Consider the following 18598-nt stretch of genomic DNA (forward strand, 5'->3'; position numbering starts at 1 on the left):
AAGGACTCATTAAAGCGTTTCTTTCAGCCAGTCAAAGAATTCCCGCTGCCAGACCAGTCCGTTCTGCGGATGCAGCACCCAGTGGTTTTCGTTCGGGAAATAAACCAATTTGGATTTCAGCCCTCTCAGCTGTGCAGCCTGGAAAGCTTCTTGTCCCTGCTCATAAGGCACCCGATAATCGATTCCGCCCTGAACAATCATAATCGGCTTATTCCATCGATCTACAAAATTGCTCGGATTGAATTCTGTATACGCTTTCGGAAGCGGTTTTTCCCACGGTGATCCCAGGTCCCAGTTGGCGAACCACAGCTCTTCGGTGGTCAGATACCAGGACTTCATATCGAACAATCCGTCGTGGGCAATAAATGTCTTGAAACGGTTGTTATGGATTCCCGCCAGCATGAATACGCTGTATCCCCCATAGCTTGCTCCTACTGCCGCTACTCTGTCTCCATCCACGTATGGCAATGTCTTGGCATAATCGGTTGCTGCAAGGTAATCCCTCATCGGCTGACCGCCCCAGTCGCGGGAGATTTCCTCGTTCCATTTCGTTCCCCATCCCGGCATTCCTCTTCTGTTCGGCGCTACAACAATGTATCCATTGGCTGCCATAAGCGCAAAATTCCAACGGGTGCTGAAGAACTGGGTAAGCGCGGATTGCGGACCTCCCTGACAGTACACCAGCGTAGGATATTTTTTGTTGGGATCGAAGTTAGGCGGATAATGGAACCATACGCCCATTTCTTTACCGTCTGAAGTTTTTACCATTTTCAGCTCAGATTTCCCTTGAGCCAGGGTAGCATAGATGTCTTTATTCACATCGGTCACCTGCTTCATATCACCGTTCTTTACATTAACTGTAAAAAGTTCGGATGCATGGTTGATATCTGTTCTGGATACCAACAGCGCATTTTTATTATCGGTGTAAATTTCATTTACGTCAAAATCGCCTCGGGTAATCTGCTGTACTCTGGAATTTTTAGGATCCAGGGAGAACAGCTGTTTGGTTCCACGGAATGCCGCCGTAAAATAAATGGTTTTAGAATCTGCTCCCCAGAAGACTTCCCCGGAAACGCTTTCATCCCAGTTTTTGGTCAGATTTTCCGTTTTACCGGATTTCCAGTCCATGATCTTGATGTCATTTTTATCCGCTTCATATCCGTCCCGTGCCATACTCTGCCACACCAGGGATTTTCCGTCCGGGCTGAATTTTGGGTTCACATCATACCCTTTATTAGACTCGGTCAGGTTCCTGGTAGAACCCGAGGCCAGGTCATAGGCAAAAATATCCGTGTTGGTGCTGGTTGCATAGTCTTTCCCGCTTTTAGGCTTAGTCACATACAGCAACTGGGAAGAGTCCGGACTCCAGATGAAATCTTCAGCCCCTCCGAAAGGCCTTTGCGGTGAATCCCACATTTTACCTTCCAGCAGGTCTTTGGCTGCTTCCACTTTTTCCGAAGTCTGTACTACAAAAATATGGTTGTAATTCCCTTCATTGAAATAATCCCAGTGCCTGTGGTTCAGATCAGTGTAGACTTGTGCCGTAGTTTTCGGTGTATCGGGATATTTGTCTTTCCCCATTACTTTTTCTACCAGGACCTGCCTGCTGAAAGCAATCTTCCTTCCGTCAGGAGAAATTACGATGTTGTCAGCCTCACCTATTGTATAAAAGTTGGTCCAAGTCTTCCCATTGTCCTTTGAAAGCAGGATCTGGTCACCTTCCTGAGCGTAGATCCCATTTTTATCCCATTGGATCACTGCTTTTTTCCCGAAATCCGTTTTTACGGACTGATGGTTTACGGCATTAAGAAAATAACTTTCGTTTTTGGTCTTTTCCGTTTTCAGATCTACCTGTCCCACTTTGTAAATAAGTGAAGACTGATCCGGTGACACAGCCTGTACCCCGACTTTTTTTAAAGTCCAGAGGATTTCAGGGGTCATTACTTGTTGTGCGTTCATTAAAAGCGGTGCTGCCAGAGCCAGCAGACTGTTCTTAAGTTTCATAAATTCCTTTTTAATCAAAGATGGCCAAAGGTAATTAATTTTGATGAAACGGAGGCCTTTTGACGGAGGAGAAGGAATTGGGAAATTTGGAAACGGACCAATTTGAAAATGGATTAATTTTGAAATTTGATAATGGATATTGATAGGGCATGCTTGTTTTTTTCTATAAGATGGATTGAATCTTCATTGTCCCCCCGCAATTGGCCGGACTTTATATTGTTCTGGTATAGATATAGAAAATCCGCCAACTGAATTGACGGATCTACTATACAGGTCAGTATGTTATATTAATCATTATCTGAAAACAGTGAGTTGGCCAGTGAAGTGATCACCGATAACAAAATACTGAACAGGAATGCCCACCAGAAACCATCTACCGTCATGCTGTCAATAAAATAATCAGCAATAAGAATGATAATGGCATTGATCACCAGGGTAAATAATCCTAAGGTAATAATGGTAAGAGGCAACCCTAAAATATTCAGGACAGGCTTAACAATTAAGTTCAGCAGTGCCAGTACGATCGCAAAAATGACAGCAGATGAGAATCCTGTAAAATGGACTCCCGGCAGGATTTTAGTCAGCAGAAATGCGACTATGGCAGTAATCAGAAGACGGATAATTAAGTTCATATTATTTTTTTTAGTTTACGGATCTTAATGTGCAAAATACATTCCAACAGTCCGGAAAACCCGGTATTAATCGTTACCTGATTTTCATCATCGTTACCAGCGAAGTAGCGACATGGCTTTCAGATTCCCCTTTTTCATCCACCGTATAGATCTCGGTCCGGACCACACTGATTTTTCCTCCCCCTTTAATCACATAGGATTTGGACACCAATGCTTCACCGATGGCCGGCCTCAGGTAATTGACCTTTAATTCTACGGTGACCACATAGCAGTCTTCTTCATAATGGCTTACCGCAGCATAACCGGAAGAAACGTCTACCAGAGAGGCAATCATAGCGCCGTTGAACATGCCGGCCTTTCTGGTCATCAGGTCCATTTTCGGGATCTTCATAGAAATGAAATCCGTTTCTGCTTCCAGCAGCTCAGCTTTATAGAAACGCAGGGTTTCGGAGCGGTTAAAACTATCGGTGATCAGCTGTCTTTTTTCAGGTGTCATTTTTTGGGTTTAATACAAAAGTAATGCAACCGAAAAAAAGATGAAAGCTTTTGAACCGGAAAAATCTTCAGGATGAATGATTATACTTCTTTAAGGTTCGCATTACGTATCACAAAGACATTGGCTTTGTACAATAGCTGATCAGATCATCTACTAAAAAGCCTGCCTCGATCTTTAATTGATCGAGGCAGGCCATGCGGTTCACAAAAAACTGGCTGTTTATTTCTTCTTTATAAATTCGATCACGTCTTTACTAAGCTCCTCAGCTCTTTCTACCGGAACGCCGTGTGAAGCCCCTTTATAGATCTTAATTTCTGAACCCGGGATTTCTTTGGCAATATATTCGGTATGGGAAGGCAGGATCATGTCGTTCTCGCCGGCTACTACCAATACCTTTGCGCGGATGTTGTTCAGCTGTTCTTTGGTGATTTTTGGCTCATCAATCATCAGCTGTATGAGCCGGATTTCAGATTCAGGTTTATGCTGGGCCACTTTTGCAGCCACTTCATTTTTCATATTCTGCACCTCTTGATCTCCAAGGCCTTCCGGAACGACATTGGCACCACTGGTAATGACTTTGTTTACACGATCCGGGTATTTGATGGCAAACTCAAGCCCGGTATTCCCGCCATCGCTCCAGCCCAGAATGTTAATTTTCTTCATACCCAGCTGATCTGCCAGCGCTTTTACGTCATCAGCAAACTTTATATAGGTTAACGGTTCGGTAGTAGCATCCGTGCTTTTGCCCTGTCCGCGGGTATCCATGGCAATGACCCTAAAATGTTTGGACAGCTCAGGAATCTCTTTTGAAAAATCACTGATGCTTCCGCCGTTTCCATGCAGCAGGAACAGAGGTTCGCCCTTTCCGTATGATTCATAATAAATATCGGCATCATTCAGATGGAGCACTTTTCCAGCTGTCGCATTGCTGCCGAAATCACTGCTTTCATCACTTTCATTTTTCGCCGTCTTATCTACTTTAACATCTATATTAATGGCTGGTGCTGCAATAGATACTTTTTCCCAGTCGCCGTAAAACTGCCTAAGGTAGCCCGTTTTAAACAGCGCTGCACTCAGCCTTACATTTCCGTCAAATGCCTTCAGGAACTGGATCCCAACATAAAATTTACCCTGAACCCAGATATTCCTGTCGTTAACGTCCAGAGAGAATACGCCGTCTTTGATCTGGTCTGCGGTGAGTTCTGCCGTTATATCTTCCTGCAGGATGCTTTTCCCGGGAAGATTGTTCTCATCACTGTAAATGGAATATCTCATCACAACCGGCTCATTGGAATTAAACTGGGCCACATTCAGGTTGATGCGTTTAATCTTTGCTCTTTTTTTGGTGGTAAACTGTAAAGCGGTTTCCCCAAAAAAGCTTTCTTTGTTAAATTCCGGATTCACGATGTAATTAACGCTTTTGTTTTTCGTATTGCTGCCCCAGTTCTTGTCGACCAGCTTTTTCGGGCTGAGCTTTACCTCTTTGATGTGGGTTACTTTTTCATTCAGCACAATCTGATGCGGGTTTTGCCTGATGAAATCCGCCACATTCATGGAAAAAGGTTCATAGCCGGCGATTTCAACCCGGATATTTTTACGTTGGTCCACAGCCGATACATCCAGCACAAATTTTCCTGAAGCATCGGAAACGGTCCCAAGCCGGTCTTTTTCAACCCCTATATTGGCATACGGTACCGGTTTGTTTTCCTCTTTGGACAAAACAATCCCTGTAATAACCTGTGCATTCACCATACAGCTTACAGCGACTGCCATCAGAAAGCCGAGTTTTTTCATCGCTTTTATTTTTACCGCAAACTTCTGAAAAAATTCTGTTCAGAGCGCACCAAAGAAAGGTTAAATGAAGGGATGGTTTAGTTAAAGTTTTCAAAACATATACGTTGAAAGGCTCTTTGCTAATGGAAGTTGATTGTAACTTAACCACAAAAGTCAAAGGTTTTGACACTTAAGAATCTTAAGAAGCCAGCTTTGAAAACAGAAGTGCACATTAGTTTTTTAAAAATCTACGATTTTTAGATGTGTGAAAAAAAAATCTGCATAATCTGCAAATCTGCGAGAGATTAAAAGCATGGGGTTGTAACTGGATATAGAGTCAGAGAGTTTGAGAGTTTGAGTAAGATGGTAACCACAAAAGTCACAAAGGTTTTGACACTTAAGAATCTTAAGAGTCCAGCTTTGAAAACAGAAGAACACAGAAGCTTTTAAAAAACCTACGGTTTTTATGTGCACGAAAAATCCTTTGCAGATTGCAAACATACCAGCTGCAAAATTCCACTCACTAGGAGGGGGTGGCGAAAATTCAAAGAATTTTTGACGGGGTGGTTTTTGATAATGATTAATGTGGTGTAATCCACTTGGGAAAAATAATCTGCTAATCCACGAGAGATTAAAAAACCACAAAAGCCACAAAAGTTTTTGACACATGAGAATCATGAAGTACAACAACTATGAAAACAGAAGAACACAGAAGTTTAAAAAACCTACGGTTTTTAAATGTGTGAAAAAATCTGCGTAATCTTCATATCTGCGATAGATTAAAAGCATGGTTTGTTACTGAGAGTTTGAGTGAGATGGTAACCACAAAAGTCACAAAGGTTTTGACACTTAAGAATCTTAAGAAGCCAGCTTTGAAAACAGAAGAACACAGAAGTTTTTTAAAAATCTACGGTTTTTATGTGCACGAAAAAAATCTGCTTAATCTGCTGATCTTCGAGAGAATAAAAACCATAACAGTCACAAAAGTTTTTGGCACATGAGAATTATGAAGATAAAAGCTTTGAAAACAGGAAGAGCACATAAGCTTTTAAAAAACCTACGATTTTTAAAATACGTGAAATATGTTTAAACCAATAAGGATAGTATTAACCTATTCCTCTGTAATTCAGCAAACATTAAGCAAGGCTTACGGTGAAATTTTCATCTATAGACAGGACTCCTTCCGTTATTGAATCCGGATGGGCGGTAAAACCTTTCAGTTTTGAGGTTTTACCTTTAATGACAAGATCCATCAATTGCTTATCAGATAATTTTTTACCGAATATTTCAAACGTTACTTTAAACCCGCAGTTTTTGAAATCCGAACATCCGACGGCGGTTTTTCCTTTGATGAGATGATGCTCTTTGCACTTCGGGCATTGAGTCTCTTCCCAGGTGGGCAGTTCCTTTTTTACGGACGGTTCCCTTTTCTTCTTTTCCCTGACTTCCGGTTCATCCTCCTGAAGACTTATAACCTTAGCTTTTCCGTCCACTACTTTTTTGGTCAGCGCAGTAACCATCTGGATCAGTTCTTCCTTAAACAGGTTGGCCTCATACTCCCCGCTTTCTATTTTACGCAGCTTGGATTCCCATTCACCGGTGAGTTCAGGGCTTTTCAGCAGTTCATCTTCAATGGTATCAATCAGCTGGATTCCGGTTTGGGTAGCAATCAGGTTTTTCTTTTTTTTCTCGATGTATTTGCGTTTGAACAGGGTTTCGATGATGTTAGCTCGGGTGGAAGGCCTTCCGATCCCGTTGTTTTTCAGCATTTCACGCAGTTCTTCGTCTTCCACCTGCCGGCCTGCGGTTTCCATGGCTCTCAGCAGTGTTGCTTCGGTATAGGGTTTTGGCGGGGAAGTCTTTCCCTGATGGATCATGGGATCATGCGGTCCGGTCTCCCCTACCTTGAATTCGGGGATGGTCTGTTCCTCTTCTTTTTCCTTTTCCTTATCGGTAGGCTCTTCCTTGGGTTCTTTGGCATAAACAGCTCTCCAGCCCGGTTCCAGGATCTGTTTACCGCTGGTCTTGAACGGAATGGTGCCCACTTTGCCTTCAACAAGCGTATTTGAAATTTTACATTCCGGATAGAAGACGGCAATGAAGCGTTTGGCTACAAGGTCGTAAATGAGCTTTTCTTCTCGGGTCAAATTCTGGGAAGGCGGAACTTCCGTAGGAATGATGGCGTGGTGATCCGTAACCTTGGCGTCATCAAAGACGGCTTTGGATTTTGGGATTGGCTGCTCCAGTAAAGGCGATATCCATTCCTGATAGAAGGTCATGCTCTTTAAAATCCCTCCGATCTTCGGATAAAGGCTTTCGGATAGGTAGGTCGTATCTACACGAGGATAGGTAACGTGTTTTTTCTCGTACAGGCTCTGGATGTAATTCAGAGTATTTTCCGCAGAATAGCCATATTTTTTATTGGCTTCCACCTGCAGCCCGGTGAGGTCGAACAGCCTCGGATTTTTTTCTTTTCCTTCTTTGATTTCAAATGAAACAATTTCAAACGGGTTCTGCTTCAGGTATTCGAGTCCTTTTTCTGCCCGTTCCAGCGTTTTTAGACGGTCGATCGCAGCATTGAATACAACATCACGGTATCTGGTTTTGAGTTCCCAGTATTCCTCCACCGTGAAGGCATCAATCTCCTTCTGCCGCTGGACAAGCATGGCGAGTGTAGGCGTTTGTACCCGGCCGATGGACAGCACCGCCTTATTGCCTCCGAATTTCTTCGTAAACAGGCGTGTTGCATTGATTCCTAAAAGCCAGTCCCCTATAGCCCTTGCATTGCCGGCCAGGTACAGGTTCCTGTATTCTTCCGCGGGTTTCAGGTTTGAAAAACCTTCTTTAATAGCCTCTTCGGTAAGGGATGAGATCCACAGGCGCTTAACAGGCTTATCGCATTTTGCTTTCTGCAGGACCCAGCGCTGGATCAATTCCCCCTCCTGCCCGGCATCCCCGCAGTTGATGACCTCTTCGCATTCGCTTACGAGTTTTTCGATGACTTTAAACTGGTTTTCCACACCTTTGTTCGGGATCAGCTTGATCCCGAAGTTACCGGGAATGATCGGCAGCAGGAACAGGTTCCACGATTTGTATTGCGGGCCGTAATCATGGGGTTCTTTGAGGGTACACAGGTGCCCGAACGTCCACGTCACACAATAGCCGTTTCCCTCCATATAGCCCTGTTTAGGCATGGTGGCGCCCAGGACTTTGGCAATATCTCTGGCAACACTGGGTTTTTCGGCAATACAAAGCTTCATGAACGGTTCCGGATTTTTTTTGAAGAGGACAAAAATCGGGATTTTTTTTGACTTAAAGAAAACGGTCACCAACAATCCTGGTAATTACTTCTAAAACAATAATGATGAAACGCTATTTGCCGTGATCCTTTACCACGCCATCGGCACTTCCATCAGAAGAATTTCTGTATTTTCTGATGTTGACTTAATTGATATGTCATCAATCCCGTAAATTCCGAAGCCATCCCTTTTGTCCAGTTTCTGGCCATCGATTTCTGCACTTCCTTCAATAATGAAAGCATACACCCCATTCCCCTTTTTCCTGATCTGATACTGAGTCTGGATATCATGATCAAAACGGCCCAGGTGGAACCACGCATCCTGATAGATCCATACACCGTCATCTTCAGGATCGGGAGAAAGGATCTGCTGGAAGCTGTTGTGGCTTTTCGTAAGGTCCAACGTGATCTGATCATATCTGGGAGCAACATTTCTTTTTTTCGGATACACCCAAATCTGGAGGAATTTCCCGAAGCCGCCTTCATCTTTGCCAAATTCACTGTGCATTACGCCTGTTCCTGCGCTCATCACCTGGATGTCACCGGGTTTTATTTCTGTTCTGTTACCCAGGTTATCTTCGTGGATCAGGGTGCCTTCCAGCGCTATGCTGATGATTTCCATATTGTCGTGCGGATGGGTGCCAAAACCTTTTCCGGATTTTATAACATCGTCGTTCAGTACTCTTAAAGCACCGAAATGGACGCGTTCCGGATCATAAAAATCGCCAAAGCTGAAGGTTTTCCCTCCTGAAAGCCAGTCAAGTGCCGTTTTTTCCCTGGAATCTGCTTTATGCAGGATCCTGTTTCCGGGATTTTGAGTTTCCGAAAAGCATTCTTCCACTTCGCTCAGCAAAAGTCCGCTTCCTCCGCCGTAATGTTCGATTACTTTTATATTTTGATCTAGTTCCCCACAGAAAACTTTAATTTCCTGTTCAAATGCATCCTGCAGCCCGGAACTCAGCAGAACGATATCGGAGTGATAGGACCTGATAGCGTCACGGCTAAGGCTTTCATTATTAATAAGAACAGCTTTCCAGCCTTCGTTTTTTTCAATGATCCTTTTTAAAGTGTCCAGGATGACCTGGTCTTTGCCGATTACCAAGAAGTTCAATGATTTCATGTTCAGTACAATTTTAAAATTTAATGCTGTCTTTTTAAGATGACCGGTTATAGTTTTTCTTTTAACCAAACGTCATTATATTCTTCCGGATGCCGCTTAAACTGGGCATGAACATAACGACACAACGGGACAATCTTGAGGTGATTCTCCCTGGCATAGGAAACCAGTTTTTCCAGCAGTATTTTGGCAAAACCCCTGCCTTCATATTCTTTATTGACTTCAGTATGATAAACCGTCAGCTTTTCACCGATCACCGAGATATCCATCTTACCTGCTTTCTGATCATCAGAAAAAAGCTGGATTTCTCCTTTTACGTTTCCTAAAACAACTTCAGTTCTTTCCATATTTTTAGATTTTAGATTTTAGATTTTGATAAAATTAAGGACTTCGCAGCTGCTGGCTCATGATCTATGGTAATTTCGGTTAAAAATTTTGTATCCTGTTATCCGAGAGAATCATTTATTTTGATTTCCAGGTAATACCGATGAAAATTCATTCTGGTTATCAATTATTTAAATATTCAACATAAAAAAATGCCTAAAAAGTCTACTTAATTTATGGACTAATAAAAATATATGTCTTATCTTTGCCAGCATAATCAGGTAAGGATATGAAATCAGGATCACCGTTGAAATACGATATTATAGGGAATATGACCATCAATCATAAGATGATGTATTGCTGTATGCCTTTATATAGGAATTTCCGGAGTTAACCTTACTTTATGATGACCTATTTCTAAAGGCTTTACTCCATAGTAAAGCCTTTTTTTATTGAAACATGATTAACATACCCATGATAGAGATTAAAAACATTTCAAAAACATTCCATCGGAAAAAGCAGTCGTTCAAGGCGCTGGATGATGTAAGCCTCAGTATAGACAAAGGTGATATTGTCGGGATCATCGGATTTTCGGGAGCCGGGAAAAGCACCCTGATCCGTACGGTCAACCTGCTGGAAAGACCAGACAGCGGACAGGTGATGATCAACGGAACGGATTTCACACAGCTAAAGGCCGGACAATTGGCCAGGGAACGAAAAAAAATCGGGATGATCTTCCAACATTTCAACCTGCTGTCTTCCCGTACGGTTTTTGAGAATGTTGCCCTGCCGCTGGAACTGGATCATACCCGGTCTTCTGAAATCCGCGAAAAAGTAAACGGACTTCTGAAGATTGTAGGACTTGAAGATAAGGCAAACGAATATCCTAAAAGCCTTTCCGGAGGACAGAAACAGAGGGTGGCCATCGCAAGGGCCCTGGCTAATGATCCCTATCTCCTGCTCTGCGACGAAGCTACCAGTGCCCTGGATCCGGCCACTACACAATCGATCCTACAACTTTTGAAAGATATCAACCGGCGCCTCGGCATTACGATCCTGCTCATTACACACGAAATGGAAGTGATCAAATCCATCTGTAACCATGTTGCAGTGATTGATCAGGGAAAGCTTATTGCAAAAGGTACATTAAGTGACATTATTACCAACCGGAGCCATCCGGTCATCAGACAATTCATTAATTCAGATATCATGACGATCCCACAAGAATTCAGCAAAACACTAAAAAAAGAGCCTCGGGAAGGTTTATATCCCCTGGTGGAAATAGAGCTCAACGAACAGATCAGCGTAGAAGAACTGCTGTCAGTTATCTACCATGAATACCATATTCCTTATAAGCTTCTGAAAGCAGATGTGGAGTATTTCGGAGATGCCAACGTCGGAAAACTGCTGCTCCAGCTTCAGGGCAAAGAAGAAGAAAACCAAAAGGCAATTTATTATTTCAACCGGAATAAAATTCAAAATACAGTACGCGGATATGCTTAGTGATACAGAAGTTTCCCTGTTGCTTAAGGGAATATGGGAAACGGTTTACATGACCTTCGTTTCGGGCTTTTTTGGTTTTGCCATCGGACTGCCTGTAGGGATTTCCCTCTTCCTCACCAGGAAAGGGCAGCTGTTGGAAAATACCGTCTACAACAGGGTTTTATCAGTAGTAGTGAATATTTTCAGGTCTATCCCATTCATTATCCTGATTGTCTGGATGATTCCTTTCACCCGGGTATTGGTGGGGACTTCCATAGGAATGAATGCAGCCCTGGTGCCGCTGAGCATAGGTGCCGCTCCCTTTATTGCCCGACTGTGTGGAAAACAGCCTTCTTGAAATTCCTCACGGACTGATTGAAACCGCAAGAGCCATAGGAGCCACTCCTTTCCAGATCATCCGCAAAGTACTGCTTCCCGAAGCTTTACCTTCCCTGATCAACAATGCAACTATTACGCTCATTACACTGGTAGGCTATTCGGCCATGGGTGGTGCCGTGGGAGCCGGAGGACTGGGACAGATCGGTTACCAGTACGGATATATCGGCTATGATGCCGTGATCATGAATGTCGTGCTTGTCCTTTTGGTTGCCTTAGTATTCATCATCCAGATTTCCGGTGACAGGCTGGCAAAAAGGTTTGACCATAGGTGAATTAGAGAGAGAGAGTTTTAGTGTGAGAGGGTTTTAGAGTTTTAGGATGCCATCTTCTTCAACAGCTTAGTTTAAGCTGATGGTAGTGGACTTTTTAAGTTCCTTTTTGCTTTTACGGTTTACAGAAAAAAATAAACAATGAAAAAAATAACGATTATAAGTGCTTTTACAGCCATACTGATAAGCTTTACTTCCTGCCGTTCCCCCAAAAATGATGATCCGAATTTTATCCGCGTTGGCATTACTTTCGGACCGGAACAGGAAATTGCCGAAACGGCTAAAAAAGTAGCCAAAGAAAAATATAATCTTGACGTGGAACTGATCTCATTTAATGATTATGTGGTTCCCAACGAAGCACTCAACAACGGTGACATTGATGCCAACGCATTTCAGCATGTCCCCTATCTTAACGAACAGTCTAAACAGAGGGGATATCACCTTGCTGTCGTGGGAAATACTTTTGTATACCCTATTGTTGCCTATTCTAAAAAGATCAGTAATATCAGCCAGCTCCGTGACGGCAGTACGATTGCCATCCCCAATGATCCGACCAACGGCGGACGATCTTTATTGCTGCTCCAGAGCAACGGACTGCTAAAACTCAGGAAAGGTACCGGACTGCTCCCTAAGGTGACTGATATTTCAGATAATCCCAAACACCTGGATATCATAGAGATTGAAGCACCACAGCTGCCGAGGGTACTGGACGACCAGAAAGTAGTGGTGGCAGTCATCAACAATAACTTTGCTGCTCAGGCAGGATTGGACATCAAACGCTACGGCATCCTCAAAGAAGATAAAAATTCACCGTATGTGAACACGATTGTGACACGTCAGGACAATAAAAATGCTGAGAACGTGAGAAAATTCGTTAAAGCCTACCAGTCGGATGAAGTAGACAGGAAAGCACAGGAGGTTTTTAAAGGAGGTGCGGTGAAGGGATGGTAGGATGTAGATGGGTAATAAGTAATGAGTAATGGGTAATAATTGATGATTGATCGTGAGATTGGATGTTAAATATAAGTGGATTTGCCTGATTTACATTTTCTCAATTTGAGATAATAAAAATTTCCTTATTTTTGTTGTTCATCAATAAAATAAGGTTTTTATGTTTAAGAAAACTGTTGTCATAAGTTTAATCACTCTATTTTCTGCTTCTTCCATGGCTCAAAATACTTCTCTGCCGGTTTATCTGGACGATTCCAAGCCCGTTGAGCAGCGCATTCAGGATGCCCTGTCGCGGATGACGCTGGAAGAAAAAATCGCTATGCTCCACGCACAATCCAAGTTCAGCTCTGCCGGAGTTCCCCGATTGGGAATTCCTGAATTCTGGACTACTGACGGCCCTCACGGGGTACGCCCCGAAGTATTATGGGACGAATGGAACCAAGCCGGATGGACCAATGACTCCATCATCGCTTATCCTGCCCTAACTGCTTTGTCAGCCACCTGGAATAAAAAGATGTCCTGGAACTATGGGAAAGCTTTAGGTGAGGAAGCACGTTACAGAAAGAAAGATATCATCCTCGGGCCCGGGGTCAATATTTACAGGACTCCGCTGAACGGGAGAAATTTTGAATATATGGGTGAAGACCCGTACCTGACTTCCAAAATGGTTGTTCCATACATCCAGGGGGTTCAGTCTAACGGCGTAGCCACTTCCGTAAAACACTTTGCCATGAACAACCAGGAAATGTTCCGCCATACAAGCAATGTTAATGTAGATGACCGTGCCCTGTATGAAATTTACCTTCCGGCGTTCAAGGCAGCGGTAACAGAAGGCGACTCCTGGACGATCATGGGAGCTTATGACATGTACAAAAACCAATACGCCAGCCAGAACAAATACCTTTTGAATGATATCCTGAAAGGGGAATGGAAATATAAAGGGGTGGTGGTCTCGGACTGGGGAGCTGTCAATAATACGGAACAGGCCATTCATAACGGTCTCGACCTTGAATTCGGAAGCTGGACGAACGGGCTTTCTGCCGGGAAATCCAACGCCTACGATAATTATTACCTTGCCGATCCTTACCTTCAGCTCATCAAATCCGGTAAAGTTGGCACTAAAGAACTGGATGATAAAGTTACACGTCTTCTGCGCCTGGCGTATAAAACGACCATGAATAAGAACAAGCCTTTCGGGAATATTGGTTCCGAAGAGCACAAAGCCATAGCCAAAGAAATCGGCGAAGAAGGAATCGTCTTGCTGAAAAACCAGGGGAATATCCTGCCTATTGACTTGAATAAGACCAAGAAAATAGCAGTGATCGGTGAAAATGCCATTAAGATCATGACGGTAGGCGGAGGATCGTCTTCCCTTAAAGTAAAGTATGAAACACTACCGCTGGACGGGATTAAAAACCGCTTCGGTAAGCAGGCAGATGTACAGTATGCAAGAGGTTATGTAGGTGATGTAGGCGGGGAATACAACGGAGTAAAATCCGGGCAGGATCTGAAAGACAACCGTTCTGCATCCGAGCTGATGAACGAAGCGGTGGAACTGGCTAAAAAATCAGACTTTGTTATTTTTGTAGGCGGACTGAATAAAAGTGACTTCCAGGACAGTGAAGGTAATGACCGAAAAAGCTACGGACTTCCGTACAATCAGGATCAGCTGATTGCAGCACTGGCCAAAGCCAATAAAAACCTGGCCGTGGTGATGATATCCGGAAACGCGGTAGCCATGCCGTGGATTAAAGAGGTTCCCACCGTGGTTCAGGGATGGTACCTGGGCTCTGAAGCAGGAAATGCTCTGGCTGCTGTTCTGGCAGGAGATGCCAATCCTTCGGGAAAGCTGCCGTTCACATTCCCGGTAAAGCTGGAGGATAATGCCGCCCATCAGCTGGGTGAATATCCGGGCAATAAAGAGGAACTGGCCGCTGGCAAAGGAAAAGATCAGCAAAATCCCATCAACATTACTTATAACGAAGGTATTTTTGTTGGCTACAGATGGCATGATACGAAAAAGATCAGGCCTTTGTTCAGCTTCGGACACGGACTAAGCTATACGACCTTTGAATTCGGAAAAGCTAAGGCAGATAAAACGAAAATAGGACCGGATGATACCATTACGTTTACGGTAACTGTAAAGAATACTGGTAAAAGGGCTGGTGCTGAAGTAGCACAGCTGTATATCAGCGATCTTAAATCTTCGGTTCCAAGACCTGCCAAAGAGCTGAAAGGCTTTGAGAAAGTATACCTGAATCCGGGAGAATCCAAAGAAGTAAGCTTTACCGTTGACAAAACAGCGTTGAGCTATTTTGATGCCGGGAAACACGACTGGGTAGCAGAGCCGGGAGATTTTGAAGCCCAGATCGGGAACGCCTCTGATGCCATCAAGACAAAAGTAAAATTTAGTTTACAGTAAATAATCCAATATCCTATACCATACAAAAGAGCCTGTAACAGGCTCTTTTTTTATATTGTTATCTATTGATTAGGATGTCTATAATGAGTTTTTTGTTAAAACCGTTGTCAGGTTCGTTGATATATCCGTGAGGATTGCAAATTACTTCGGTTTCGCCTATCGCATATCTGCATGGCGTATGGATGTGTCCGTGAATCCAATAGTCCGGACTGTATTTCATAATCAGGTCTTCAAGGTTGGAGGCATAGGCCGCAGTAACCGGGTCCTGGAGGTATTCTTCCGGCACCGAATGAATGGACGGTGCATGATGAGTGACTACAACACTGGTTAGCCCTGATGCTTTTTCCAGGCTTTCCTCAAGCCAGGCTTTTGAAATCTGATGGATCTTAAATGTGTCCAATGTCCTCATTTTTGAATAGGAAGGATCGCGGCGGATCATTTTGTAATCGTTCATCTGCGACTGGCAAAGCATACCGTACTGTACAGGATTTCCAAAAATAGAAAAATCCGTCCATAAAGTCGCTCCATGAAAACGGATTCCATCGATATCCACACTGCTGTTTTCCAGCACATGAACATTTGATCCCAGCGCAGCGTCTTTAATCCTGTTAAGTGTTTTTGGATAAGATCCTTTATAATATTCATGGTTTCCCAGTACATAGATCACAGGACGGTCCGGAATCTTACTTTTAATCCACTCAATCCCCTTAATTCCCACATTAACATCTCCCGCCAGGATAACGACATCTGCAGAATCGAAACAAAGATCCGTCTGACCAAACTCCTGATGCAAATCACTGATGACCTGTATTTTCATGCCGCTAAAATAAAGAATAGCCCGAATATGACAGCATAAAAATACTAAATCAGTCCAAACTTACAGCGATATCAGCTTTCTTTAATTTTGAATACCTGAAGGCAAAATAGCTCAGAAGAAGGATACTAATGATGGCATACAGTATAAGGATCATGAAGTTCAGGTCGCCCACGGCATGATCAGAAGGAAAAATCTGATTCATAAGGGACATGAATGACAGCCCGATCCCGGCACCCAGGAAATAACTCGTAGAGCCCATGCCCGACGCTATTCCGTAATGTCCCGGTTCTACATCCTGAATTCCAAGTACGGATAAGGCAGTAAAACAAAAAGTCATTCCAATTCCTGAGATGCAGGCAGCCCCCATAAGAACGATGGTTAAAGGATGATCAAAATGCACCGATAAGAGGAGGAGTATCGCTCCCGCAAGCATAAAACTCCATCCTAGGATTCCCATTTGTCCGGAATTCAGCCTTCTGGATATCAGAGGTAATATGAATTTAGCCAGTAAGGCAGACATGATACTGAACGGTACCAGCAACAGGCCTGATGCCGCGGCCGTATACCCCATATCTTTCTGAAGCATGAGGGAAATCAAAAACAGGAAACCTATGAAGAATGCTCCCAAGGCAAAAAAAGCAGTATTGGAAACATTGAGAGACCTGTGTTTTAATATCTTCAGATCAATTAGTGGTTCTTCAGTGTGCCGTAACCGGAGGATCACAGCAACTAAGAGTAGTATCGATACAAGCAAAGATCCGCCCACCAGGAATGGTTGCTCAAAAATATAGATGAACTCATGTGTGCCATATGTGAGGCTCAGCAATCCTGCCACCATTAATATTCCTGAAAGTAAATCTGTCCTGGCTGGCTGGTCTCCCTTATGATCTTCAGGAAGGTACCTGAATGCAAAGATAAGCGTGATGAGAAGAACCGGAACATTAATAAGAAATACCCAATGCCAGCTTAGGTAAGTACTGATGATCCCTCCCAATGAAAGCCCACTCCCAGATCCGATCGCGGCAAATGAGCTGAAAATTCCTACTGCACGATTTCTTTCCTGCGTTCCTTTGAATGTATGGGTAACGATAGACAAGGCAGAAGGCATGATCAGGGCTGCACCCAACCCCTGGAAGGCACGGAAAATAGCAAGGCTGCTGAAATCAGAAGATAATCCGGCTCCCAAAGATGTCAGCATAAATAAAGCAGAACCGGCAAGAAATATCTTCTTTCTTCCGACCTGGTCAGCAAGTTTACCACCGATAATCAAAAATCCCCCGAAAAATAATACATAGAGGGTTTGCAGCCACTGAACAGTTTCCGGACCAATGTTGAATTGCTCCTGGATCGAAGGGATTGTCAGATTGATAATGGCAATATCCAATGCTTCTACAAATGTCCCTACCGATGCGAGTATTAAAATCAGGTTTTTCTTTGCCTCCATAATATATAAATTCACTGCAAAATTAGTTTTTACAGTACATGTATAAAAATTATAACCTAAATTTGGAACATAATAGATCATAATCCAATTATAAAAGAACATTTATCCTTCCAGGTATTTATTTCATTTTTAAAACAGAACAAATGTCAACAGAAAATTACAGTCCGGATAATAAAGATCTTGCGATTCTACGGTTACTGCAGAAAGATGCCAAACTGAGTGTACGGGATATCGCGGCACGGATTAACCTTAGTGCAACTCCCACCCATGAACGTATCAAGCGACTGGAACGCCTTGGAATTATCAAGGAATATACAACAGTTGTGGACCGGAAAAAGGTAGGTAAAGGCATGATGGTGATCTGTATGATCGCCCTCAATGCACATAATAAGAAAACGGCCACCCGGTTTATTGAAGAAGTCAGCCATTTCAGGGAAGTAGTGGAATTCTACAATATCAGCGGAGATTTTGATTTTATGCTGAAAATCCTCGCTCCGAATATGGATGAATTCCATGAGTTCTTCGTCAACAAGCTGTCTGAAATTGAGGGTATCGGCCAGACCAAGAGTATTTTTGTGATGAACAGTATAAAGGAGAGTGGGAGGATTTTGTAAGTTTGAGAGCTGTAGTGAGATAGAGTTTGAGAGTGCTAGGGTCTTAGGGTTATGAGTAATAAGTATAGTGGGTGATTGTAGGATGTAGAAGATTTTTTTTGAGTTCTTTCGGGTTATTGTCTAGCTTTTTTAAATCATTCTTCTCAATTCAGAAAGTACAGGCATCAATATCTATTTCTCCTGGATCCGGTAACTATTATCTAACCTTCTCTTTAGATCATGGAGTAGAGTCCTGGTTCTTGATTCTTGTATCCTGGCTCTTGATTCTTGTGTCCTCCCTGACTTCAGGGCACAAAAAAACCTCACACATTGCTGTATGAGGTTTAAAAAAAACTGGCGGCGACCTACTCTCCCGCTTGTCGCAGTACCATCGGCGCTGGTGGGCTTAACTTCTGTGTTCGGAATGGGAACAGGTGAGCCCCACCGCTAAAACCACCCTAAAGGTTGTATATAGCTGTAGGCAGTAGGCTATAAGCATAAGGCTTACAGCATAAAGCATACTGCTTTTTATCGGTAAATTTCATCACAAAGGCAAAACCAGTAGCGCACTTATAAA

The 18598-nt window shown here is 43.2% G+C and carries 13 protein-coding genes, 1 rRNA gene and 1 pseudogene; 5 read left to right on the top strand and 10 right to left on the bottom strand.

All coding sequences use genetic code 11. From position 1 onward, the window contains the following. Window positions 1-9 precede the first annotated feature (9 nt). From QE404_RS09490 to QE404_RS09520, 7 genes are all read right to left on the bottom strand, one after another. On the bottom strand, window positions 10-2004 hold the full coding sequence (locus QE404_RS09490) for a S9 family peptidase (protein ID WP_307449816.1): 1995 nt from the start codon (window positions 2002-2004) through the stop codon (window positions 10-12). Window positions 2005-2291: 287 nt separating this feature from the next. Next, window positions 2292-2636, bottom strand: a complete 345-nt coding sequence (locus QE404_RS09495; RefSeq protein WP_307449819.1) for a phage holin family protein — start codon at window positions 2634-2636, stop codon at window positions 2292-2294. 73 nt (window positions 2637-2709) lie between these two features. Continuing rightward, complete coding sequence (locus QE404_RS09500) at window positions 2710-3132, bottom strand: PaaI family thioesterase (protein WP_307449821.1); 423 nt, start codon at window positions 3130-3132, stop codon at window positions 2710-2712. A 219-nt stretch (window positions 3133-3351) separates the two neighbouring features. After that, window positions 3352-4926 carry an alpha/beta fold hydrolase gene (locus QE404_RS09505; protein WP_307449824.1) on the bottom strand — a complete coding sequence of 525 codons (1575 nt, stop codon included), beginning with the start codon at window positions 4924-4926 and terminating at the stop codon, window positions 3352-3354. Between the two features lie 1115 nt (window positions 4927-6041). Continuing rightward, window positions 6042-8165 carry a type IA DNA topoisomerase gene (locus tag QE404_RS09510; protein ID WP_307449827.1) on the bottom strand — a complete coding sequence of 708 codons (2124 nt, stop codon included), beginning with the start codon at window positions 8163-8165 and terminating at the stop codon, window positions 6042-6044. A gap of 129 nt (window positions 8166-8294) precedes the next feature. Continuing rightward, the gene (locus QE404_RS09515; protein WP_307449829.1) at window positions 8295-9323 is read right to left on the bottom strand and encodes a pirin family protein; all 1029 of its coding nucleotides are present in this window, start codon (window positions 9321-9323) and stop codon (window positions 8295-8297) included. Between the two features lie 47 nt (window positions 9324-9370). Continuing rightward, window positions 9371-9667: a GNAT family N-acetyltransferase gene (locus QE404_RS09520; RefSeq protein ID WP_307449833.1), complete on the bottom strand. Its 297-nt coding sequence runs from the start codon at window positions 9665-9667 to the stop codon at window positions 9371-9373. A 451-nt stretch (window positions 9668-10118) separates the two neighbouring features. Here QE404_RS09520 and QE404_RS09525 point away from each other — a divergent pair, with 451 nt between their 5' ends. The 4 genes and pseudogenes from QE404_RS09525 to QE404_RS09540 all read left to right on the top strand — a co-directional run bounded on the left by QE404_RS09525 (window position 10119) and on the right by QE404_RS09540 (window position 15167). Continuing rightward, window positions 10119-11147, top strand: a complete 1029-nt coding sequence (locus QE404_RS09525) for a methionine ABC transporter ATP-binding protein (protein ID WP_307449835.1) — start codon at window positions 10119-10121, stop codon at window positions 11145-11147. Then, window positions 11140-11797 (top strand): annotated as a pseudogene (gene metI / locus QE404_RS09530) (methionine ABC transporter permease MetI). The gene QE404_RS09525 and the pseudogene metI overlap by 8 nt, the downstream one beginning before the upstream one ends. 138 nt (window positions 11798-11935) lie before the next feature. After that, the gene (gene metQ, locus QE404_RS09535) at window positions 11936-12745 is read left to right on the top strand and encodes a methionine ABC transporter substrate-binding lipoprotein MetQ (protein WP_307449840.1); all 810 of its coding nucleotides are present in this window, start codon (window positions 11936-11938) and stop codon (window positions 12743-12745) included. A gap of 160 nt (window positions 12746-12905) precedes the next feature. Beyond that, window positions 12906-15167 (top strand): glycoside hydrolase family 3 C-terminal domain-containing protein, encoded by a 2262-nt coding sequence (locus QE404_RS09540; RefSeq protein WP_307449843.1) that lies wholly within the window; start codon window positions 12906-12908, stop codon window positions 15165-15167. A 58-nt stretch (window positions 15168-15225) separates the two neighbouring features. Here the strand turns inward: QE404_RS09540 and QE404_RS09545 are convergent, their stop codons facing one another. Further along, window positions 15226-15984 carry a metallophosphoesterase gene (locus QE404_RS09545; protein ID WP_307449845.1) on the bottom strand — a complete coding sequence of 253 codons (759 nt, stop codon included), beginning with the start codon at window positions 15982-15984 and terminating at the stop codon, window positions 15226-15228. A gap of 49 nt (window positions 15985-16033) precedes the next feature. Beyond that, window positions 16034-17443 (bottom strand): MFS transporter, encoded by a 1410-nt coding sequence (locus QE404_RS09550; RefSeq protein WP_307453844.1) that lies wholly within the window; start codon window positions 17441-17443, stop codon window positions 16034-16036. A gap of 128 nt (window positions 17444-17571) precedes the next feature. Between QE404_RS09550 and QE404_RS09555 the strand changes: the two genes are divergently transcribed. Then, a complete protein-coding gene (locus QE404_RS09555; protein WP_307449850.1) occupies window positions 17572-18042 on the top strand; it encodes an Lrp/AsnC family transcriptional regulator in 471 nt (156 codons plus the stop codon). Window positions 18043-18373: 331 nt separating this feature from the next. On the opposite strand, the gene rrf is transcribed toward QE404_RS09555, so the two are convergent. Beyond that, a 5S ribosomal RNA gene (gene rrf / locus QE404_RS09560) occupies window positions 18374-18482 on the bottom strand. Between the last annotated feature and the right edge of the window lie 116 nt (window positions 18483-18598).

The sequence above is a fragment of the Chryseobacterium camelliae genome (assembly GCF_030818575.1).
Lineage (GTDB): Bacteria > Bacteroidota > Bacteroidia > Flavobacteriales > Weeksellaceae > Chryseobacterium > Chryseobacterium camelliae_A.